This window comes from Citrobacter sp. LJND-P06 (assembly GCF_058188415.1).
In genome coordinates this window covers 430,923-453,780 of record NZ_CP187317.1, presented here as the reverse complement: position 1 = coordinate 453,780, position 22,858 = coordinate 430,923, and the positions used below count along the sequence as shown (strand labels likewise).

19 protein-coding genes are annotated in these 22,858 nt (G+C 53.6%); 10 read left to right on the top strand and 9 right to left on the bottom strand.

Annotation, left to right across the window (positions count from 1 at the left end; genetic code table 11):
• Positions 1–5 precede the first annotated feature (5 nt).
• Positions 6–209: a p-hydroxybenzoic acid efflux pump operon protein AaeX gene (aaeX, locus tag ACO7SM_RS02175; protein ID WP_162379314.1), complete on the bottom strand. Its 204-nt coding sequence runs from the start codon at positions 207–209 to the stop codon at positions 6–8.
• A gap of 182 nt (positions 210–391) precedes the next feature.
• Here aaeX and aaeR point away from each other — a divergent pair, with 182 nt between their 5' ends.
• The gene (aaeR, locus tag ACO7SM_RS02170) at positions 392–1,324 is read left to right on the top strand and encodes an HTH-type transcriptional activator AaeR (protein ID WP_490469509.1); all 933 of its coding nucleotides are present in this window, start codon (positions 392–394) and stop codon (positions 1,322–1,324) included.
• Positions 1,325–1,403: 79 nt separating this feature from the next.
• On the opposite strand, the gene tldD is transcribed toward aaeR, so the two are convergent.
• From tldD to csrD, 8 genes are all read right to left on the bottom strand, one after another.
• On the bottom strand, positions 1,404–2,849 hold the full coding sequence (gene tldD / locus ACO7SM_RS02165; RefSeq protein WP_490469508.1) for a metalloprotease TldD: 1,446 nt from the start codon (positions 2,847–2,849) through the stop codon (positions 1,404–1,406).
• A gap of 75 nt (positions 2,850–2,924) precedes the next feature.
• Positions 2,925–6,725: an AsmA2 domain-containing protein YhdP gene (yhdP, locus tag ACO7SM_RS02160; RefSeq protein WP_490469507.1), complete on the bottom strand. Its 3,801-nt coding sequence runs from the start codon at positions 6,723–6,725 to the stop codon at positions 2,925–2,927.
• Between the two features lie 129 nt (positions 6,726–6,854).
• Entirely contained in the window at positions 6,855–8,324 is a 1,470-nt protein-coding gene (rng, locus tag ACO7SM_RS02155; protein WP_192613665.1) for a ribonuclease G, read from the bottom strand.
• Positions 8,314–8,907, bottom strand: a complete 594-nt coding sequence (locus ACO7SM_RS02150) for a Maf family protein (RefSeq protein WP_203359803.1) — start codon at positions 8,905–8,907, stop codon at positions 8,314–8,316. Before ACO7SM_RS02150 ends, rng begins: the two co-directional genes overlap by 11 nt.
• Before the next feature lie 8 nt (positions 8,908–8,915).
• Complete coding sequence (mreD, locus tag ACO7SM_RS02145; RefSeq protein ID WP_490469506.1) at positions 8,916–9,404, bottom strand: rod shape-determining protein MreD; 489 nt, start codon at positions 9,402–9,404, stop codon at positions 8,916–8,918.
• Positions 9,404–10,420 (bottom strand): rod shape-determining protein MreC, encoded by a 1,017-nt coding sequence (mreC, locus tag ACO7SM_RS02140; RefSeq protein ID WP_490469505.1) that lies wholly within the window; start codon positions 10,418–10,420, stop codon positions 9,404–9,406. The genes mreD and mreC overlap by 1 nt, the downstream gene beginning before the upstream one ends.
• 64 nt (positions 10,421–10,484) lie before the next feature.
• A complete protein-coding gene (gene mreB, locus ACO7SM_RS02135; RefSeq protein WP_000913396.1) occupies positions 10,485–11,528 on the bottom strand; it encodes a rod shape-determining protein MreB in 1,044 nt (347 codons plus the stop codon).
• 306 nt (positions 11,529–11,834) lie between these two features.
• Positions 11,835–13,775, bottom strand: a complete 1,941-nt coding sequence (gene csrD, locus ACO7SM_RS02130) for an RNase E specificity factor CsrD (protein ID WP_490469504.1) — start codon at positions 13,773–13,775, stop codon at positions 11,835–11,837.
• A gap of 268 nt (positions 13,776–14,043) precedes the next feature.
• On the opposite strand from csrD, the gene acuI reads away from it, so the two are divergent.
• The 9 genes from acuI to ACO7SM_RS02085 all read left to right on the top strand — a co-directional run bounded on the left by acuI (position 14,044) and on the right by ACO7SM_RS02085 (position 22,535).
• The gene (gene acuI / locus ACO7SM_RS02125; protein ID WP_490469503.1) at positions 14,044–15,018 is read left to right on the top strand and encodes an acrylyl-CoA reductase (NADPH); all 975 of its coding nucleotides are present in this window, start codon (positions 14,044–14,046) and stop codon (positions 15,016–15,018) included.
• Between the two features lie 118 nt (positions 15,019–15,136).
• Positions 15,137–16,141, top strand: coding sequence for a protein-methionine-sulfoxide reductase catalytic subunit MsrP (msrP, locus tag ACO7SM_RS02120; RefSeq protein WP_490469502.1), 1,005 nt, complete (start codon positions 15,137–15,139; stop codon positions 16,139–16,141).
• A complete protein-coding gene (gene msrQ / locus ACO7SM_RS02115; protein WP_490469501.1) occupies positions 16,142–16,741 on the top strand; it encodes a protein-methionine-sulfoxide reductase heme-binding subunit MsrQ in 600 nt (199 codons plus the stop codon). It begins immediately after the preceding gene.
• Positions 16,742–17,136: 395 nt separating this feature from the next.
• Positions 17,137–17,607 carry an acetyl-CoA carboxylase biotin carboxyl carrier protein gene (accB, locus tag ACO7SM_RS02110; RefSeq protein ID WP_203359798.1) on the top strand — a complete coding sequence of 157 codons (471 nt, stop codon included), beginning with the start codon at positions 17,137–17,139 and terminating at the stop codon, positions 17,605–17,607.
• A gap of 10 nt (positions 17,608–17,617) precedes the next feature.
• On the top strand, positions 17,618–18,967 hold the full coding sequence (gene accC, locus ACO7SM_RS02105; protein ID WP_490469500.1) for an acetyl-CoA carboxylase biotin carboxylase subunit: 1,350 nt from the start codon (positions 17,618–17,620) through the stop codon (positions 18,965–18,967).
• Between the two features lie 108 nt (positions 18,968–19,075).
• Entirely contained in the window at positions 19,076–19,318 is a 243-nt protein-coding gene (locus tag ACO7SM_RS02100) for a YhdT family protein (protein ID WP_192613676.1), read from the top strand.
• A complete protein-coding gene (gene panF, locus ACO7SM_RS02095) occupies positions 19,308–20,759 on the top strand; it encodes a sodium/pantothenate symporter (protein WP_490469499.1) in 1,452 nt (483 codons plus the stop codon). The genes ACO7SM_RS02100 and panF overlap by 11 nt, the downstream gene beginning before the upstream one ends.
• Before the next feature lie 11 nt (positions 20,760–20,770).
• Positions 20,771–21,652 carry a 50S ribosomal protein L11 methyltransferase gene (prmA, locus tag ACO7SM_RS02090; protein ID WP_490469498.1) on the top strand — a complete coding sequence of 294 codons (882 nt, stop codon included), beginning with the start codon at positions 20,771–20,773 and terminating at the stop codon, positions 21,650–21,652.
• Positions 21,653–21,794: 142 nt separating this feature from the next.
• A complete protein-coding gene (locus tag ACO7SM_RS02085; RefSeq protein WP_490469497.1) occupies positions 21,795–22,535 on the top strand; it encodes a carbonic anhydrase in 741 nt (246 codons plus the stop codon).
• The last annotated feature ends 323 nt before the right edge of the window (positions 22,536–22,858 follow it).

Here is a 22,858-nt window from a genome sequence, read left to right as displayed (position 1 = left end):
CAGCCTCAAACAAACATGCGCGATATCAGATAAAACAGGCAGCAATAGAGCGCGGTATTAAACAGCGCCGGATGCCATACAAAATCATAGATACCTGTCGGTACCAGCACCCGGCGCACCAGCCAGAAAATCGCCAGTGATAAAAGAAGTTCGAAAAATATCGGTGGGAAGGACAGCCCAAACACCACGATAACGGGAAACAGACTCATGTTGACCTTGATTGTAGAGAGAGTGCAGGCGATAGAATTATCAGCCGGTGTCACCGCAGAGAAGGGCAAGGAAAGCCAGGCGAGAGCGACACTGCTGTTATTTGAATAATAATATATTAGCGTAACTGTTATGCTGTTATCTATATTATGTGATCTAAATCACTTTTAAGCCAGAGTGAATAATGGAACGATTAAAACGTATGTCGGTGTTTGCCAAAGTGGTTGAATTTGGCTCCTTTACCGCCGCTGCCAGACAGCTACAAATGAGCGTCTCCTCCATTAGCCAGACCGTGGCAAAACTGGAAGATGAACTGCAGGTGAAGCTGCTGAACCGCAGTACTCGCAGCATTGGCCTTACCGAAGCCGGTAAAATTTACTACCAGGGCTGCCGCAGAATGTTGCATGAAGTCCAGGATGTCCATGAGCAGCTCTACGCGTTTAACAACACCCCTATCGGTACGTTGCGCATCGGCTGTTCTTCAACCATGGCACAAAATGTCCTCGCGGGGATCACCGCCAAAATGCTCAAAGAGCATCCTGGTCTGGCGGTCAATCTGGTGACAGGGATCCCCGCCCCTGACCTGATTGCCGACGGTCTGGACGTCGTGATTCGGGTCGGCGCGTTGCAGGACTCGAGCCTGTTTTCTCGCCGTCTGGGAGCCATGCCGATGGTGGTCTGCGCCGCAAAAAGCTATCTCGCACAGTTTGGCATACCGGAGAAACCCGCCGATCTCAGCAACCACTCCTGGCTGGAATACAGCGTGCGACCGGATAACGAATTTGAACTGATCGCCCCGGAAGGGATCTCCACCCGGCTAATCCCTCAGGGAAGATTCGTGACCAACGATCCTATGACGCTCAGCCGCTGGCTGACTGCAGGTGCCGGGATCGCCTATGTGCCGCTGATGTGGGTGATCAACGAGATCAATCGGGGAGAACTTGAGATCTTACTGCCCCGCTATCAGTCGGATCCTCGTCCGGTCTACGCGTTGTACACCGAAAAAGACAAATTACCCTTAAAAGTGCAGGTGGTGATCAACTATCTGACGGACTACTTTGTCGACGTGGCGAAGCTGTTTCAGGGGATGTACGGTCGGGGAAAGAAAAAGTCATAATAAGGCCCGATAGCGCTGCGCGTATCGGGCCTGGAACAAGAATCAAATTCGCAGGCCGGATGAATCCGGCCTCTGATAATCAGGCAGTACCACCCACCGTCAGGTTATCCACCTTCAGCGTTGGCTGACCCACGCCAACCGGCAGGCTTTGCCCTTCCTTACCGCAGACGCCAACGCCGTTATCCAGTTTCAGGTCATTGCCGACCATCGAAATTTGCTGCATGGCTTCAATACCAGAACCAATCAGCGTGGCACCTTTGACCGGCTTAGTCACTTTTCCGTTTTCGATCAGATAGGCTTCTGAGGTCGAGAACACAAATTTGCCGGACGTGATATCCACCTGACCGCCGCCAAAGTTAGGCGCGTAGATCCCGAATTCAACCGATTCGATAATTTCCTGCGGTGTGGATTTTCCTGGCAACATGTAGGTGTTGGTCATACGCGGCATCGGCAGGTGCGCATAAGACTCACGACGCCCGTTCCCTGTCGGCGCAACGCCCATCAGACGCGCATTCAGTTTATCCTGCATGTACCCTTTCAGAATGCCGTTTTCGATCAAGACGTTGTACTGGCCCGGCGTCCCTTCGTCATCAATGGCGACAGAGCCACGGCGGTCAACCATGGTGCCGTCGTCAACCACGGTACAGAGCTCAGAGGCCACCAGTTCACCCATATGGCCGCTGAACACTGAGGTGCCACGACGGTTGAAATCGCCTTCCAGTCCGTGCCCTACTGCTTCGTGCAATAACACGCCCGGCCAGCCTGCACCCAATACCACCGGCAGCGTCCCCGCTGGCGCGGCAACCGCAGAGAGATTCACCAGCGCCATACGTACCGCTTCTTTTGCCCAGGCATCCGCGCGCACTTCGCCGTCCAGCGAACCTAAGAAAAACTCATAGCCAAAACGACCGCCGCCGCCGCTGGCGCCGCGCTCGCGTTTGCCGTCCTCTTCAACCTGTACACTGACAGACAGGCGCACCAGCGGGCGAACATCTGCCGCCAGCGTACCGTCGGTCGCAGCCACCAGAATAAGCTCATAAACGCCGGTCAGGCTGGCAGTCACTTCCTGCACGCGTTTGTCGGCTTCACGCGCCACTTTGTCCACGCGGCGCAGAATGTCCAGCTTCTCTTCACGGCTCATGCTTTGCAGCGGATCAGCCGAGGTATACAGCGCCTGATGCTCCACGGCACCCAGCGTTTTCACTTTGCCGTCGCCACTGTCCCGCACAATGGTACGCGCCGCGTGAGCACTTTGTTCAAGCGCCAGCAGGCTTATCTGATCCGCGTAGGCAAATCCGGTTTTTTCACCACTAACCGCACGTACACCGACGCCCTGATCGATGTTGTAAGAACCATCTTTAATGATGCGGTCTTCTAAAACCCAGGATTCGTGATAGCTCGACTGAAAATAGAGATCGCCGTAATCAAGACGGCGTTCGGCCAGTTGGCCCAGAATAGCGAACAGATCCTGATGTTTCAGGCCATTCGCCGCTAGCAATTGTTCACTTACCAGGTTCAGACTCATCGTTTTGCTACTCGTTAGTTACTGCGGTAGAAGTTCTATTTACTGAGATTGGGGCAATTACTCGCCCCCGTCAAATCATTGCGGGCTTTCTTTACGCGCCTGGCGCAGGACTTCGTTAATCTGCGGTTTGTCTACCGGCCCCGTGATGCGGTAGCGCAGGATCGACACTTTGCTCCACAACGGCCCCAGCACTTTACTGGCAGCAAACACTGCCGCACCGACAATCGGGTTAACCGCAAACGCAGCCGCCACGCCTACTGTCGCGGAGATCTCCGGCGCCACAACGGCTTCCAGATTGAGCTCCCGGCGCACCAGATTCACCGACCCCTTCATGGCGATATCGGCCTCCAGGCCATCCACCAGCGTGTCGTCTGTATTCAGGACGCCGTCTTTAATCCACGCCGTACTGCGGATGGAATCGAAATAAAAACCTTCGTTAAAGGTGTCACTGAAATCAAAACGCAGCTTACGTAGCAGGGCATCAAAACTCAGCAAACGCAGCAATTGACCGGCATGACCGGTACTCAGCTCCGTGATCTCACCTTTGCCAAGATTCACTTTTAAAATACCGTTAAGCGAGGATTCTTCGGGCTGCCACGGCGGGTTACGCCAGTGCAGATCGTAATCCACATTAAACGTCGCATTACGGATCGGGGTTGAGAAACCAAAGAATCCCGCAGCGGCGTCAATCTTGTTACCGCGCAGTTTACCTTTGAGCGATGTGCGTTCACGGTCAGGGATATTTACCCACTCGCCGTCTACCGTCAGTCGGGCGAAACCGGTATCCAGTAACCCATTAGACAGCGTCAGCGTGTCGCCTTTGATACCCACATCCCCGTCGATTCGCCCGTATTTTTGTCCCCACATCCAGCACTCTTCACAACGCAGTTGTACGTCTGGCCAGCCACGGAAACTCACCCGGTCAGTCGACGAGAACGGTGAGGGTGACGGCGTGCTTCCGCTACTCTTCGCTATGTTCGGGTTGTAATAGAGGTACTTAATATTGGCCAGCCATGGCGCGTTATTACGCATCGCCAGCGTTGCGTTAATTTCTCGTCCTTGTGCAGCGACCTGAGCGCCATTCGACGAGGGTTCTGAGACAATACTCAGGTTATTCCACTGCTGCCCACCGAGAGCCAGAGAAGGCGTACGCAGCGTAATACGCTGAGGGAAATTGGCATTGGCGCCGACATTATCTGCCGCACCTTTCTGGAACAGCGCTAACCATTCTGCGCCATCCATTGCCGGCAGGTTGAGTTCGACACCTTCTTTCTCCGGCAGTTGCGGCGTTGTGTGGCTGTCGGTTGTCCAGATAGCGCGATCCAGCGTCAATTTGTGATTCAGCAGCCAGCGGGTATTAAAATGGTTTTTATTGCCTGCGCTACCTGTCAGGTCGAAACTCTGCAAGTTACCCGTTGCTTTAAGATTCACAGGCAACGGTTCACCGGGCTGTTTATTTAACGGCGCGGGTAAGTGACTACTTACATTGCGCAGATCGCCCGTCATGTCGATGTTGTACGTTGCACCTGCGTGATACGGGAGATCGATCCCCACTTTGCCGTTCCACGCCATGCTCCCGTTTAACGCACCGCTGACTTGCTCTGGCAGCACGCCCATGCGCGCTGGATGCCAGTTGCCCTTGAGATTGACCGCGACCTGATAGGCTTTCGCGCCTTCGTTGGTAGAAAAATCCACATTCAGCGGCTGATTAAACCAGTTCGCCGTCAGCGGCTCGCTCTTGAGATTGCCATTCACAAAACTAAATTTGCCGGTCAGATTTTTCAGCGTGCTGTCGAGCGGTTGAATGAACAAGCTGTTGTTGTTCAATGAAACATCGCCCTTCGCCGTCACCTGCTCGCCATCCAGCGGGATGTCGAGATGTAAGCGAGCATTCACATCACCATCAATCTGGAGTTGTTCCAGCGTCGCGCCGAGAGAGTCCTTCAGCGGCGTTTCGTCGAAATAGGGGCCGACCGCTTTACCTGGCCCCTTGATATCCGCGTCAATCAGCAGTTTTTGTTTGCTGTAGTCAGGGATATTCGCCGTCAAATTGCTGGCCCTGACGCCGCCCAGATTGACGCCATCGGTCTTCATCCACAGGCCATCGTTCAGGAAGTTGAGCTCAATATTGAGATTTGTCAGCGCGGGCCAGTCCGGCTGAAACGCAAATGTCGCATTACGCAGCGGCACCAGTACCTGGAACTGACCTTCATTATGTTTATACGGGAACAGACGCGGATTACCGCCATAGACCAGCGTGGCATTATCCGCCTGGCCCCCCTGAATCGCACCACTGAGATAATCGACCAGCGCAGTACCCATCAGGTTTTCCGGAAAGTAGCGCCAGGCCTGGGAACCGTCGTCCGTGCTGATGCCCGCCAGAATGCCTAACCAGGGTTCATCGCCCGCAGGTTGCAGATAACGGAAACCACCGCGCGCATGGACAGCTTTTGCCTTAACGTCAATATTTCGCCCGTCTAACTGAAAACCCTTATCGTTCTTCAGCCAGTTCAATGTCGCTACGCCGCGTTCAATTTCTAATGGCGCGCGGAAGACGGTTTCATACGGCATTTTGGCCTGTTGCATCGAGGCCGTCAGCGCGCCATTTTCAACGCTCCCCGACAGCGTGCCGGAGAAATTCTCCGCACCGGGTAGCAGTTTCCATTGTTTCCAGGCCAGATCATTCCATGAGGCCTGGAAGCGCGTTTTTTCCGTCGCCTGCAGGGGAATATCCAGCGCCAGGATGTCAATCTTTCCGCTCGGTTGTGTGGCTTGCCAAATGTCACCCAACGCAGGGGAAAGTTTTGTGACGACAGGGCGCAACCCGTCCATATCGGACAGTTCAAGGTTACTGGCTCGAATACGTAATTCATCACTACGTTTATTGTTCTGCCCGCCCACTTCCTGTTCCGGAACCCAGGCCAAGGTCAGCGCCCCACGCGGCCAGGGCTTGTTATCCAGCGTGATGCTGGTATTCGGAATATAAAATTGCCAACCGGGCTGTGCGCGGCTGATATGCGCGGTCAGATTGTCGACGGAGAGGGAGTGTGCATTATTGTCGCCCTTCCAGCTTGCCCCACCCTTTTTAAGCCAGATATCGCCGCTGGAGACTTCGCCTTTGTTAAGCGTCATCCACCCTTCCAGGCTAAAACGTGCCGTCTGTAACGCCACATTGTCCTGCATCCATTTGCCCAGCCACGGCTTCACGTCGATGTCATCAGCCTGTAGCCAGACCCGACCATTGTTGAGCAGTCCTTCATCGTCTCGCAGATCCATACGAACCTGCATTACGCCATGCTGCCCGGTGAGGCTGGAGAGGCTAACCTGCCCTTCAGCGCGGTGTCTGTCTTTGCCGTTTAGCCAGGTAAGTTGCGGGATCGCGAGTTCAGCGCGCTCGCCTGAAAGCGTGAGAAAACTGATTTGGCTGTTGCGCAGATCGAAGTGATCAAACTGGCGCAGGAAGAGATCGCTAACGCGGTTGGTTTCAAATCCGTCGCCGTTCTCGCTGCGTTGGATCGGCGTATTGGTGCGGATATTCAACTGCCAGAAGGTCAGGTCGCGAAACTGCCAGCGCATGTTCAGCAGGCTTTGCCAGACATCCAGAGCCAGCGTGACGCGCTTGACGGAGAGTTCACCGCCATCTTTCAGGCTGGCGTGAATGTCTCTCGCCTCGAGTGTAGGGCCGAAATTTTGCCAGTTGGCGTTCAGTTGGCTGGCAGAGACAGGGATCCCCGTTGCCGACTCAATCCGGGAAAGAATCGTTGGTCGCCAAGTGTCCAGATGGGGCAACGCAAGGCGCAGCCCACTGACCAGCAGCGCTGCGACGACAACGAGCGCGGCTCCAGTGAGCAATAAAATCCCCGGCAATCGCCTCACGCGTCTCTCCTTGTCTACCTAAAAATATGACTCACAAACCCACTTCTCCGGATGGCGGCGTGAACGCCTTATCCAGCCTACGTCCGGTTTGTAGGCCCGATAAGCGCAGCGCCATCGGGCACAGTCGTTTTACATCATGACTACGTCAAACTGCTCCTGGTTATAGAGCGGTTCAATTTGCACTTTGACCTGCTTGCCGACGAAGATTTCCACTTCAGCCAACGCATGCGACTCCTCGCCTTTCAGCGTTTCCGCAACGGAAGGAGAAGCATAGACCAGGAAGCGGTCAGAGTCGTAAGCATGATGAACGCGGACAATTTCACGCATGATCTCATAGCAGACGGTTTCGACCGTTTTCACCGTACCGCGCCCGTGGCAAGTCGGACACTCATTGCATAGCACATGTTCCACACTTTCGCGCGTACGCTTGCGCGTCATCTCCACCAGCCCCAACTGCGAAAAGCCGTTGATACTGGTCTTCACGCGATCTTTGCTGAGCGCCTGCTCCAGTGAATGCAGCACGCGGCGTCGGTGATCTTCATTATTCATGTCGATAAAATCGATAATGATAATCCCGCCCAGATTGCGCAATCTCAGCTGTCGGGCAATGGCCTGCGTCGCTTCAATGTTGGTATTGAAGATGGTGTCATCGAGGTTTCGATGCCCCACAAACGCGCCAGTATTAATATCAACGGTGGTCATGGCTTCAGTCTGATCGATAATCAGATAGCCGCCAGATTTCAGCTCAACTTTGCGCTCCAGCGCCCGCTGGATCTCATTTTCGACATCAAAGAGATCAAAAATGGGCTGACGTCCGCTGTAATGCTCCAGCTTACTGGTCATCTCGGGAATATATTCTGCGGTGAACTCCAGCAGCGCTTCGTAAGTCAGGCGGGAATCCACACGGATCCGGTCGAGTTGCGCGTCGGCAAAATCACGTAAAACACGCTGTGCCAGTGCCAGTTCGCCATACATCTGATAGCGGGTTTGCGGGCGCTTTTTGCGCTCCATGACTTTAGTCCAGACGCGCTTGAGATAGGCGGCATCTGACGCCAGATCCTCTTCGCATACCCCTTCCGCCGCCGTACGAATGATAAACCCGCCCTGCTCGTCGCAATAATCGGCGACTACATTTTTCAGGCGTTCACGTTCGGCTTCGCTTTCAATACGTTGAGACACGCCAACGTGTGATGCGCCAGGCATAAAGACGAGATAGCGGGAGGGCAGCGTAATGTCCGTGGTCAGGCGGGCGCCTTTCGTGCCGAGCGGATCTTTCACCACCTGCACCATCAGATCCTGTCCCTGACGCACTAACTCAGAGATGTCACGCACGGTGAAGTTTTTTTGTTCCTCACCGGCCACGCACTCGGTGTGCGGCATAATGTCTGAAGCGTGAAGAAATGCGGCTTTATCCAGTCCAATATCTACAAAAGCCGCCTGCATACCCGGAAGTACACGACTCACACGACCTTTGTAGATATTGCCTACGATTCCGCGTCGCGCTTCACGTTCAATATGAATTTCCTGAAGAATACCGCCATCAATGTACGCTACCCGTGTTTCCGATGGCGTTACGTTTACCAACAATTCAGCCGTCATGTGTATCCCTTTTCTCACGCAGTGAGTTAAAATTACTCAGCAACTCATACGTTTCAACCAGCGGTAAGCCGACCACGGCGTGATAGCTGCCATTTATCTTCCTGACAAAACAGCCACCCAGCCCCTGAATACCGTATGCACCTGCTTTATCCATCGGTTCACCGCTGGCGACATAGCCTGCGATGTCCTCGTCGGTCAGTGCTCTGAAAGTCACCTCTGTCACCACCAGGCAGTCCAGCACGTACTGGCTGTCAGCCAGCGCAACGGCGGTCATCACCTGGTGCGTTTGTCCGGACATTTTGCGCAACATCTGCGCCGCGTGCGCAGCATCACGCGGTTTTTCCAGCACTTCACCACCCAGGATAACGATGGTATCTGCACCCAGCACCGGTAAATCACGCGGCGTTTGCGCCACGCCAGCTTGCGCCTTTTCTCGCGCCAGACGAGAAACATACTGTTGAGCGCTTTCTCCCTCGCCGCGTTTTTCTTCAACGCCGGTAAGGATACGTTCAAAAGAGACGCCAAGCTGCGTTAACAACTCCTGACGACGCGGAGAACCGGAAGCTAAATACAGAGAAGTCATAAAAACCTTTATTGCACCGCGAACTGCTGACGCACTTTACGCATCAGCAAGAATAACCATGGCCAGAGCACACCATTTACTACACTACTCCAGAATACTTCAGGTCTGAAAGAGACGTTGATCACTAAAAACTCTGACCAGAACACAATAATATCGACGACCAGAGAAAGTAGCATGACCACCAGCGCCTGTTGCCAGAGCGCCAGGTTTCTGAATAGTTGAAATTTCAGTGCGACCAGATAGGCAATGATGCTCATGGACAATGCCCGCACGCCAAGCGTTGAGCCGCTGATCAAATCCAGTATGGCACCCATCACAAACCCCGTACCGACATTTACGCGGTGCGGTAGTGCAAGAGTCCAGTACAACAAGATGAGCTGCACCCAGTTTGGCCGGAAGACGATAATGTCGTCCGGCCAGGGCATGACTTGCAGCAAAAGTGCGATCAGAAACGAGAGCCAGATAACCCAGCGTCCCTGGCTACGGTAACTTGCCACTATTGCCCTCCCGGCGCGCGTGGCGGAGGCGTTGCCGCATCCGCTGGCGGTGGGGTTATCCCTGTCGCAGGAGCTGGAACGGGCGCAGGCGGCCCCATCGCGTCTGGCGCAGGAAGAACTTGCGGCATCATCTGCATCAGGCGTTCATTTGCTACACGGTGCACTTCTTCCGGCGTCATGGGGTTCGCGCCATTACGGTCAGCACCCCACAGCAACAACAGGTAACGCAGGCGCTGTAGCCCCGCCGTCGGACGAGCCTGAATCACGGTGTAAGCACGCTGTGTATCCAGCTTAACGGAAGAAACCACGCCAACCGGATACCCTTCCGGGAACCGACCACCCAGACCGGATGTCACCAGTACATCACCAACGCGAATATCGGTATTGGCCGGTAAATGCTCAAGCTGCAAATCATCCGTGCAACCATTACCCGCAGCGATAACGCGAATATCGTTACGCAGTACCTGAATCGGCAGCGCGTGCGTCGCATCGCAAATCAGCAGCACACGGCTGGTCAGTTTTGCGACGGCAACAACCTGACCGACCACGCCTTTGTCACTGATGACCGGCTGGCCTTCATAAACGCCGTTAACGCTACCTTTGTCGATCACCACCTGATCGCTGTAAGGGTCGTTCACCGTTGAGATGACCTGAGTCACCATCTTTTGCTCATCCTGACGCAGCGGCGATCCCAGCAGCTCGCGCAAACGCGCGTTCTCCTGTTTATATTGCCCCAGCATCAGTATTTCGCTGTTTTTCAGCAGCAGTTCCTGGCGCAATGCCCGGTTTTCAAGTTCGAGTTGATCACGCGACGCCAGCGTTTGCGACACGCCGTCGAGCAATTCCCGGGGGCCATTTGAAATAAAGTAGAAAGGACTGACGGCGGTATCCATGTACGTTCGAATTTGGCTGAACGTACCCAGGCGGCTGTCGGCAATAATCACGCCGAGCGCAACCAGCACCGCCAGAATGAGGCGAATCTGTAGCGACGGACCACGGCTAAAAATGGGCTTCATAGGCTATGCGTATTCTCGTGTCAGAGCGGAAGGGCAGCCCACGGACTGCCCTGCCTGCACTCGACTACTCTTCGCTAAACAGGTCGCCGCCGTGCATGTCGATCATTTCCAGCGCCTTGCCGCCGCCGCGCGCCACACAGGTCAGCGGATCTTCAGCGACAACAACTGGGATACCGGTCTCTTCCATTAACAGACGGTCAAGGTTACGCAGCAATGCGCCACCGCCGGTCAGAACCATACCACGCTCGGAGATATCGGACGCCAGCTCCGGCGGGCACTGTTCCAGTGCAACCATCACCGCGCTCACGATACCGGTCAGCGGTTCCTGCAGTGCTTCCAGAATCTCGTTTGAGTTCAGGGTAAAGCCACGCGGAACGCCTTCAGCCAGGTTACGACCGCGAACTTCGATTTCGCGCACTTCGTCGCCCGGATAAGCAGAGCCGATTTCGTGTTTAATACGTTCTGCGGTGGCTTCACCAATCAGAGAGCCGTAATTGCGACGCACGTAGTTGATGATCGCTTCGTCGAAACGGTCGCCACCAATACGTACGGAAGAAGAGTAAACCACACCGTTCAGAGAGATAACCGCAACTTCAGTCGTACCACCACCGATATCGACAACCATTGAACCGGTTGCTTCGGAAACTGGCAGACCAGCACCAATTGCCGCCGCCATCGGTTCTTCAATCAGGAACACTTCACGGGCGCCTGCACCCTGAGCGGATTCACGGATCGCACGACGTTCAACCTGAGTAGCACCAACCGGCACACAGACCAGCACGCGCGGGCTTGGGCGCATAAAGCTGTTGCTGTGAACCTGTTTGATAAAGTGCTGAAGCATTTTTTCAGTCACGAAGAAGTCAGCGATAACGCCGTCTTTCATTGGGCGGATCGCGGCGATGTTACCTGGGGTACGACCCAGCATCTGCTTCGCATCGTGTCCTACGGCTGCCACGCTTTTCGGGGAGCCGGCACGATCCTGACGAATGGCCACAACGGAAGGCTCATTCAATACGATGCCTTGTCCTTTTACATAAATCAGGGTATTCGCAGTACCCAGGTCAATGGACAGGTCATTGGAAAACATGCCACGAAATTTTTTCAACATACTAAGGGATAATCCTGAAAGCTGGGGCGGAAAACAAAATCCGCTTACTTTACCAACCACGCGCAGCAGCGACAAGGCGCAAAAATCATCTGCTACGGTGAAAATTAGTGCAGTTCGTTTCCTTTGTTACAAATCTCGGCCTGAGTCCCTCAGGGCTGAGCACACCGGCAGCCATCCTCGCCGCATTTGCAACCTGTCAAAGGTCATTCACCTGCATATTTGCTGCAACAATCTGGCGAGCAGACAAGCACACCCCCATGAGGCACAGCGCGCGTTATTCTACGTGAAAACAAATTAAACGGCAGGTTAAACCGAGTATCTTTGCGAATATTTTTTCACGTTGGTGTCAAGTGGCTGTGATGCGGCAAAAAAATCGCCCTGTCCACCCGCCACTCCGCGCTCTGTCAGTATGCGCCACTCGCTACGCGATCGAACGCCCGTGGCGTAAACCTGCGTATGGGTGCCCGTGCAAGCCTCTACCAGACTTTGAACCAACAGTTGGTTCTCTGTTCGCTTCCCAATATTTCTTACCAGGCTGGGATGCAGCTTAAGTAATTCGACATTGAGCTCTTTAATCCAACTGGTGCTAACCAGCGTCAAACCCGCCTGTGTAACCGCCACTCTAACGCCAAGCGCGTTCACCAGACGAATCACAGGCTGTAACCGGCTGATGTGTTGACACACATCCGCCTCTGCAAGTTCAATAATTATGCGTTTGCGATACGATTTTTCACATTGCATCAAGGTATCGCGCAACCAGCGCTGGAAACGGGGACGAATTAACGACTCCACCGTCACCTGCATGGCCAGGGATTCTTGCGGCCAGTAACCTAATAATGGGATCAGGCGGCCGATCTGTAGGCGGTCATACTCTTCCGACAAACCAAACTGCAGCACCATCGGCATGTATTCCGCAGCAATCACCTCTTCTTCGCCATCAAAAATGCGACACATCAGCTCCCGATGGTGCACATGGCCTTCGCGCGTCACCGCCGGTTTTTGATAAATTCGCGGCCCCCCGCGGGTCAGCATCTGCTCAATGAGCGTCCGCCAGCGCACGTTGCCACGGCCTTTTTCCGGCAGGGAATCGTCATAAACGGCCCAACTGTTCCCTCCCTGCAATACCGCATTGCGGGTGGCGGCTTCAGCATGTTCCATCACTTGTTCCGTTGACTGCCCGCTGCGCCAGGCGCAAATACCGATATGCATCATATCGTCCCGATCGAGCATTTTATTCACCGGTAACGCATCGACCGCTTTTAGCAACTGCCCGGCAATACTTTCAGATTCTTTCAGTGTGCGGTGCGGTAATAAAACGGCAAAGTCGCTGCGGTGATAGCGCGCCAGTAGCGATCCCGGGTAGCGCATGATGAATGTCGAGAGCAGATTAATAAGCATGAACAGTTGCTCTTCGGCAAGGCTACGCCCCCCACTGTCACGCAGAAGATTAAAGTCAGGCAGCCGGATCATCATCACCACCCCATGCGCGCCGACCTTCTCCTGATCTTCCAGCAACGTCGCCAGTTGGTTATCGAAAAACAGGCGGTTGCCCAGCCCTGTTTTTATATCCTGCGCCGCGTAAGAACGGATCAGCGTGTCCAGCCGACTGCGTTGCTCGCGGGCATTCTGAATTTCAGAGAGCAGCATGTCGAGCGCACTACTGGTTCGCGCTGGCCACTCATAGACGGAGCCACGCACGTTTGGCCCACGCTCGCCATTTAAAATGCGCGTCGAGCGCACCTCCAGCAGTTCCTGACCGAAAAGCTGACGCTGCAGCCAACGCACCGCCAGAAACAGCATGAGAATAATGAATCCAATCGCCAGCGTCAGCGGTGCGGTGGTCATCAGCGAATGGAAATAATTGCCCATCGGATCCTGATACACCAGATGCAATGACATTCCAGGCTGCTTCATCAAAGGTACCGTCACCTCGTGACAAAGGTTATTGGTGCCTGCCGGGCGATAGCTGCTGTGACGTGAATAACTGTAAACCGGCCGGGTTCCCTGCAGAAGATCGACGCGCACAATATCGGCCGACATCATCAGTTCGTTAACCTGGGGCGTCAATGTGACGAAATCGCTGGAGACGAGACGGGTATCGATCGCCGTGGCAACCGCCTGAACGCGGCTGGCGTACTTGTTCTGAATGGCATTGTAGAAACTCAGCGAGCAGCCAATGAGCGTCACAAAGATCGTAAGCCCAGTGAGCAACGTAACAAAGGCTGAAAATTTCGTCGTTAATCGCATCCTTGTGTTAACTCCGATAGTGATAAAACTGCATAAGAGTGATAAAGCGACGCGAAAACGCAAAACTGAATACGAAATCCGCCCTGTTGCGCAAAGTGTGGGGGCATACTACCAAATCAGGTATATCTGGCAATTTATTGCGCTGAATCGACATCACGTTTTAATTAGCGAGTATAGTCTTCGTAGATAATTTTCCAATCCACGATGCCCACTGGATTTCGGGTTGCCGCTTGAAAAACGACGGGCACATGCAAATTGAGGACAGGTTATGCAGGCTTTGATCTTAGAACAGCAGGACGGTAAAACCCTCGCATCCGTACAGACCCTCGAAGAAAGTCGGCTGCCGGAAGGTGATGTGACGGTGGACATACACTGGTCGAGCCTGAACTACAAAGACGCACTCGCTATCACGGGCACAGGTAAAATTATCCGTCATTTTCCGATGATTCCTGGTATTGATTTCGCAGGGACGGTTTGCGCAAGCGACGATCCCCGTTTTCAGGCAGGGCAAGAGGTATTACTGACCGGCTGGGGAGTGGGTGAAAACCACTGGGGCGGTCTGGCAGAACGCGCACGGGTGAAAGGTGACTGGCTGGTTGCCCTTCCGCAAGGGTTGGATGGCCGTAAAGCGATGGTCATCGGCACCGCCGGATTTACGGCAATGCTGTGCGTAATGGCGCTGGAAGATGCAGGCATCCGCCCTGAAGACGGCGAGATTGTGGTCACTGGTGCCAGCGGTGGCGTGGGCAGTACCGCCGTCGCGCTGCTGCATAAGCTGGGTTATCAGGTCGCGGCGGTATCGGGCCGTGAAAGTACCCATGACTATTTGCGCAACCTTGGCGCTAACCGCATTCTCAGCCGCGATGAATTTGCCGAATCTCGCCCGCTGGAGAAACAGCTCTGGGCAGGTGCAATTGATACTGTCGGCGACAAGGTGTTGGCAAAAGTGCTGGCGCAAATGAACTACGGTGGCTGTGTCGCCGCCTGTGGATTGGCGGGAGGATTTACGCTGCCCACCACGGTGATGCCGTTTATTCTGCGCAATGTGCGTTTGCAGGGCGTGGATTCGGTCATGACCCCTGCCGCTCGCCGTGCGCAAGCATGGGCACGCCTGGCCTGCGATCTACCGGAATCCTTCTATACACAGGCAGCAACGGAAATTACCCTGGCTGACGCACCGAAGTTTGCGAATGCCATCATTAATAACCAGATCCAGGGCCGCACGCTGGTGAAAGTAAAATAAGGGCGCGGGCAGCAGAAATTTACACTTTATTAACTAAATTTCGCAGCACATTGACAGACTTCCTGCCATAGTAACTACGCGCCACCCGTGAGCCATGGCGCGTATACCGGGGTCTGTTATGAAAAAAATACGTCCATTTACAGAAGCCGATGTCACTGCCGAATCGGCTTTTTTTATGCAACGCCGCCAGGTCCTCAAAGCGTTAGGGATCAGCGCCGCGGCCCTGTCATTACCCGCCACTGCCCATGCCGATCTCCTGGATTGGTTTAAAGGCAACGATCGCCCGCCCGCACCTGCCGGTAAGCCGCTGAAGTTCAGTAAGCCTTCTGCCTGGCAAAACGATCTGCCGTTAACGCCAGCGGATAAAGTCTCCGGCTATAACAACTTCTACGAATTTGGCCTCGATAAAGCAGATCCGGCGGCCAATGCGGGTAGCCTGAAAACCGATCCCTGGACGCTAAAGATCAGCGGAGAGGTGGCGAAACCCTTAACGCTGGATCATGACGCGCTAACCACGCGTTTTCCGCTGGAAGAACGTATTTATCGCATGCGTTGCGTTGAAGCGTGGTCCATGGTCGTCCCCTGGATTGGTTTTCCTCTGCATAAATTGCTGGCACTGGTTGAACCCACCAGCAACGCCAAATATGTCGCGTTCGAAACCCTCTACGCCCCCGACCAAATGCCGGGGCAAAAAGATCGTTTTATTGGCGGAGGGCTGAAATACCCCTACGTTGAGGGGCTGCGTCTGGATGAAGCGATGCACCCGCTCACGCTGCTCACCGTTGGGGTTTATGGCAAAGCGCTCCCCCCACAAAACGGCGCACCTATCCGTTTAACCGTACCGTGGAAGTATGGTTTCAAAGGGATTAAGTCGATTGTAAGTATCAAATTGACCCGTGAACGCCCTCCAACCACCTGGAATCTGGCCGCCCCTAACGAATACGGTTTTTATGCCAATGTGAACCCGCAGGTCGATCACCCTCGCTGGTCGCAAGCGACTGAACGTTTTATCGGTTCAGGCGGTATTCTTGATGTGCAACGCCAGCCCACACTGCTGTTTAACGGTTATGCCGATGACGTTGCCGCGCTCTATCGCGGTTTGAATTTGCGGGAGAATTTCTAAGTGCGATTGTCGGTAAAACATATCACCTGGCTGAAAGTGCTTTTACATCTCGCCGGTTTGTTACCGTTTCTATGGCTCGTTTGGGCAGTGAACCACGGGGGATTAAGCGCTGACCCCGTCAAAGATATTCAACACTTTACCGGTAGGACTGCACTGAAATTCCTGCTGGCGACCTTGCTCGTCACCCCACTGGCGCGCTACGCTAAACAGCCATTATTGATACGTATCCGCCGCTTATTAGGGCTATGGTGTTTCGCCTGGGCGACGCTGCATTTGACCAGCTATGCGACGCTGGAGTTAGGTATTAATAATCTTGCGCTGTTCGGTCGCGAGTTGATTACGCGCCCCTATCTGGTGCTGGGGATTATCAGTTGGACTATATTGTTGGCCCTCACATTAACGTCCACGCAGACTGCACAACGAAAACTGGGTAAACGCTGGCAACTTTTGCACAACTTCGTCTATCTTGTGGCGATTCTTGCGCCCATTCATTACCTGTGGTCGGTAAAAATTATCTCCCCGCAACCGGTCATTTATGCGCTGCTTGCATTCGCGCTTTTGGCATGGCGTTACAAGAAGTTCCGCCAGTGGTGGCGGTAGTTGCCGGATATGTGCGGCTTGTTGCAAAACACAGACTCTCTGATGGCGTTTACAGGTTAGCGGTTGATTATCTTCCCTGATAAGACCAGTATTTAGCTGCCAATTGCTACGAAATCGTTATAATGTGCGACTTTAGTTTCCCTGACAGTGTTTTTAAGCCGCTGAAAAGGTGACATTCGCGCATTGAAGGTATATTTTGTTTTTTGCCGGAGGATTGCAGAAGATCGCAGCACAATGTCCGACAAGTCTCATCTAACAACGTGAGGCCGAATATACCGGCGTCCCGATCTGACTGGAGATTCACTCTATGATTGCCAGCAACGGGATATACGCTTTACAGACGGCAGTAAAACGCCTGTCACAATCACACTAAACAAAGAGTACGGAACCCACTCATGGATATTCGTAAGATTAAAAAACTGATCGAGCTGGTTGAAGAATCAGGCATCTCCGAACTGGAAATTTCTGAAGGCGAAGAGTCTGTACGCATCAGCCGTGCAGCGCCAATGCAAAGTTTCCCAGTGATGCAACAAGCTTACGCTGCACCGATGATGCAGCAGCCAGCTCTGTCTAACGCTGTCGCCACAGCGACAACTCCAGCGATGGAAGCGCCTGCAGCAGCGGAAATCAGTGGTCACATCGTACGTTCCCCGATGGTTGGTACCTTCTACCGCACGCCGAGCCCGGATGCAAAAGCGTTCATCGAAATCGGTCAGAAAGTTAACGCGGGCGATACCCTGTGCATCGTTGAAGCCATGAAAATGATGAACCAGATCGAAGCCGATAAATCCGGCGTGGTAAAAGCGATTCTGGTCGAAAGTGGTCAGCCGGTAGAATTTGACGAGCCGCTGGTCGTCATCGAATAACGAGGCGAACATGCTGGATAAAATTGTTATCGCCAACCGCGGCGAGATCGCACTGCGTATTCTTCGTGCCTGTAAAGAACTGGGCATCAAGACTGTCGCTGTGCACTCAAGCGCGGATCGCGATTTAAAACACGTATTGTTGGCGGATGAGACGGTCTGTATTGGCCCGGCTCCGTCCGTAAAAAGCTATCTGAACATCCCGGCTATCATCAGCGCCGCTGAAATCACCGGCGCGGTGGCAATTCATCCGGGTTACGGCTTCCTCTCTGAGAACGCCAACTTTGCTGAGCAGGTTGAACGCTCTGGCTTTATCTTCATCGGCCCGAAAGCCGACACCATCCGCCTGATGGGCGACAAAGTGTCTGCAATCACCGCAATGAAAAAAGCCGGTGTTCCAACCGTACCAGGCTCTGACGGCCCTCTGACTGACGACATGGATGCTAACCGTGCACATGCTAAACGCATTGGCTACCCGGTTATCATCAAGGCGTCTGGCGGCGGCGGCGGTCGCGGTATGCGCGTTGTGCGTAGCGATGCTGAACTGGCGCAGTCCATCTCCATGACCAAAGCTGAAGCGAAAGCCGCTTTCAGCAACGACATGGTTTACATGGAAAAATACCTGGAAAACCCACGTCACATCGAAATTCAGGTGCTGGCTGACGGTCAGGGTAACGCTATCTATCTGGCAGAACGTGACTGCTCCATGCAGCGTCGTCACCAGAAAGTGGTCGAAGAGGCTCCAGCACCGGGCATTACGCCGGAACTGCGCCGCTACATCGGCGAGCGTTGCTCTAAAGCGTGTGTCGATATCGGCTATCGCGGTGCGGGTACTTTCGAGTTCCTGTTCGAAAACGGCGAGTTCTACTTCATTGAAATGAACACCCGTATTCAGGTTGAACACCCGGTTACCGAAATGATCACCGGTGTTGACCTGATCAAAGAGCAGTTGCGTATTGCTGCCGGTCAGCCTCTGTCCATCAAGCAGGACGAAGTTGTGGTCAAAGGCCATGCGGTAGAATGCCGTATCAACGCCGAAGACCCGAACACCTTCCTGCCAAGCCCGGGTAAAATCACGCGTTTCCACGCGCCGGGTGGCTTTGGTGTACGTTGGGAATCTCATATCTACGCCGGTTACACCGTACCGCCGTACTATGACTCAATGATCGGTAAACTTATCTGCTACGGCGAAAACCGTGACGTGGCGATTGCCCGCATGAAGAACGCCCTGCAGGAGCTGATTATCGACGGTATCAAAACCAACGTTGAACTGCAGATGCGTATCATGAGCGACGAGCACTTCCAGAATGGTGGAACCAACATCCACTATCTGGAGAAGAAACTCGGTCTGCAAGAAAAGTAAGCATACGCTAACTGAGAAAGGCCGGATAATCCGGCCTTTTTTATTTCTGGGGGGAGTTATGCCCCATCATGTACAATCCCCGCTTTCTTGATCCACAAGGGACAAAAAATGGACAAACGTTTTGTTCAGGCCCATAAAGAAGCGCGCTGGGCGCTGTGGCTGACCCTTTTATATCTGGCGGCTTGGTTAGTGGCTGCTTACTTACCTGATTCGGCGCTGGGCATCACCGGACTGCCGCACTGGTTTGAAATGGCCTGTCTGTTAACGCCGCTGGTCTTTATTTTACTCTGCTGGGCAATGGTGAAATTTATCTATCGCGATATTCCTCTGGAGGATGACGATGCAGCTTGAAGTCATTTTGCCGCTTGTTGCTTATCTTCTGGTGGTGTTTGGCCTCTCGGTTTACGCCATGAGAAAAAGAGCCACCGGCAACTTCCTGAACGAGTATTTTCTCGGTAGTCGCTCGATGGGGGGGATTGTCCTTGCGATGACGCTGACCGCCACCTACATCAGCGCCAGTTCATTTATTGGTGGCCCCGGCGCCGCCTACAAATACGGACTGGGTTGGGTACTGCTGGCGATGATCCAATTACCCGCCGTCTGGCTCTCGCTGGGCATTCTCGGTAAAAAATTTGCCATCCTGGCGCGACGTTACAACGCCGTGACACTCAACGATATGTTGTTTGCCCGTTACCAAAGCCGTCTGCTGGTGTGGCTGGCAAGTATCAGTTTACTGGTAGCCTTTGTGGGCGCAATGACCGTGCAATTTATTGGCGGCGCGCGTCTGCTGGAGACAGCAGCGGGTATCCCTTACGATACCGGCTTGCTGATTTTTGGTATCAGTATCGCGCTGTACACAGCATTTGGCGGTTTTCGCGCCAGCGTGCTCAACGACACCATGCAGGGCATGGTGATGCTGATCGGTACAATCGTCCTGTTGGTGGGCGTAGTACATGCAGCAGGCGGTTTAAGCCATGCCGTAGAAACCCTGCAAACGATCGATCCGAAACTGGTTTCGCCACAGGGTGCGAACGATATTCTGTCGCCAGCCTTTATGACCTCGTTTTGGGTACTGGTCTGTTTCGGCGTTATCGGCCTGCCACATACGGCAGTACGCTGCATCTCCTATAAAGACAGTAAAGCGGTACACCGGGGAATCATTATCGGCACGATTGTGGTGGCGATCCTGATGTTCGGTATGCACCTGGCGGGTGCGTTAGGCCGTGCGGTCATCCCCGATCTGACGGTGCCCGACCTGGTTATCCCGACGCTGATGGTCAAAGTGTTACCGCCCTTTGCTGCAGGGATCTTCCTGGCTGCCCCCATGGCGGCGATCATGTCGACGATCAACGCCCAGTTGCTGCAAAGTTCCGCTACGATCATTAAAGATCTCTATCTGAACATTCGCCCGGAACAGATGACCAACGAAAAACGGCTCAAGCGGATGTCGGCGGTGATCACCCTTTTGCTGGGCGCGCTGCTGCTGCTTGCCGCGTGGAAACCGCCAGAGATGATAATCTGGCTGAATCTGCTGGCATTCGGCGGGCTGGAAGCGGTGTTCTTGTGGCCTCTGGTACTCGGGCTGTACTGGGAGCGTGCAAACGCGGCAGGCGCATTGAGCGCCATGATCGTCGGCGGTGTGCTGTATGCCGTACTGGCCACCTTTAATGTTCAGTACCTGGGCTTCCACCCTATTGTGCCCTCGTTGCTGCTAAGCTTGTTGGCTTTCCTGGTCGGAAACCGTTTTGGTTCAACCGCCCCACAAGCCTCCGTATTGACTACTGATAAATAAAGAGTTTTGCTATGCCTTGGATCCAACTGAAACTGAATACCACCGGTGCGAATGCTGAAGAGTTAAGCGATGCGCTGATGGAAACGGGCGCCGTGTCTATCACCTTCCAGGATACACACGATACGCCGGTGTTTGAACCGTTGCCGGGCGAAACCCGTCTTTGGGGCGATACGGATGTGACTGGCCTTTTCGACGCCGAAACCGATATGAAAGAGGTGGTGGCCATCCTTGAGAACCACCCTCTGCTGGGTGCGGGCTTCGTGCATAAAATCGAACAGCTTGAAGACAAAGACTGGGAGCGCGAATGGATGGATAACTTCCACCCAATGCGCTTTGGCGAACGTCTGTGGATTTGCCCAAGCTGGCGCGATGTGCCTGACGCGAATGCCGTCAACGTGATGCTCGATCCGGGCCTGGCCTTTGGTACAGGCACCCATCCAACCACTTCTCTGTGCCTGCAGTGGCTTGACGGGTTAGATCTGGAAGGCAAAACCGTGATCGACTTCGGCTGTGGCTCCGGCATTCTGGCCATTGCGGCCCTGAAACTGGGTGCGGCAAAAGCGATCGGTGTGGATATCGACCCACAGGCCATTCAGGCCAGCCGTGACAATGCCCAACGTAATGGCGTATCCGAGCGCCTGGAACTCTATTTGCCAAAAGACCAGCCAGAGGCCATGAAAGCCGACGTGGTCGTGGCAAACATCCTGGCAGGCCCTTTACGCGAACTGGCGCCGTTAATCAGCGTGCTGCCCATTGAGGGCGGTTTACTGGGACTTTCTGGCATCCTCGCCAGTCAGGCAGACAGCGTCTGTGAAGCGTACGCCGATCTCTTTACCCTCGACCCCGTGGTAGAGAAAGAAGAATGGTGTCGTATTACTGGTCGTAAAAAGTAATACATTTGGCGTGGTCATCTGACCACGCTTTTCTCCCTCTGATAGATAGTACTCACACCCCTTCCTGAATTTCAGTAAACTAATCTCGCTAATTATAACTAAATAAATTAATACAAATACAATAATTAACGGGATTAATAAAATGACGTTCTTTACTGGCAAGACAGCGCTTCTGGCGCTGAGTATTATCTCGTCTTCAGCTTACGCATCACACTGGAGTTACGAAGGAGAAAGCGCTCCGGAGCACTGGAGCGAACTGGACGATGCTTACAAGACCTGCCAAAGCGGAATGAATCAGTCCCCTATTAATATTGATTCAACGGCTCAAGCTCACCTCTCGCCACTGGAAACGCACTACAGCGAGGGGCCAGTGACCCTGACGAACAACGGGCACACCATCCAGGCCGGCGAGAAGGTTGATACTCGCGATAGCATCACCCTCGATCAGCAAAACTGGTTCTTGCAGCAGTTCCATTTCCATGCCCCGAGTGAAAACACGGTGCACGGTAAAAAATACGCGATGGAAATGCACCTGGTGCATAAAAATGCCCATGGCGAACTGGTGGTTGTCGCGGTGATGTTTGATACAGGCGCGGCCAACAACGAGCTGGAAAAACTGTGGACCGTGATGCCCGGGCAGGTCGATCAGAACATTACTATCAAGCCGAATCTTGATATGAACAAACTGCTGCCAAAGAGCAAAACCTACTGGCGTTTTAGCGGTTCTCTGACCACACCACCGTGCTCTGAAGGTGTCACCTGGATTGTGCTCAAACAACCGCTGACGGTTTCGGTTGAGCAACTGGAGAAATTCACCCACACGATGCATCACGATAATAATCGCCCGGTTCAGTCACTGCATGGCCGCGTTGTGGTGGAATAACACGCATTTTTAGCGCTGAAATCATATCCTGAAATGCGACACAGATCGCAAAGAAGAGGGATAATCTGCTGCTAAAAACAGCAGATTATCCCGGGCAATGGATTCATTTATTCAGAAATAGTGAGAAGTTCCGGGAAATTGTAAGCGCCCATAAAACAATCAAAAAAATATAACGCAATGATTTAAATGATGAATATTTTTTACCGGGAAGACTGAGCGGTGATTCCTTGATCTACAACAGAGGATTGTTCAAAGTTTGGCCTTTCATCTCGGGCAAAAAATGCGTAATATACGCCGCCTTGCAGTCACAGTATGGTCATTTC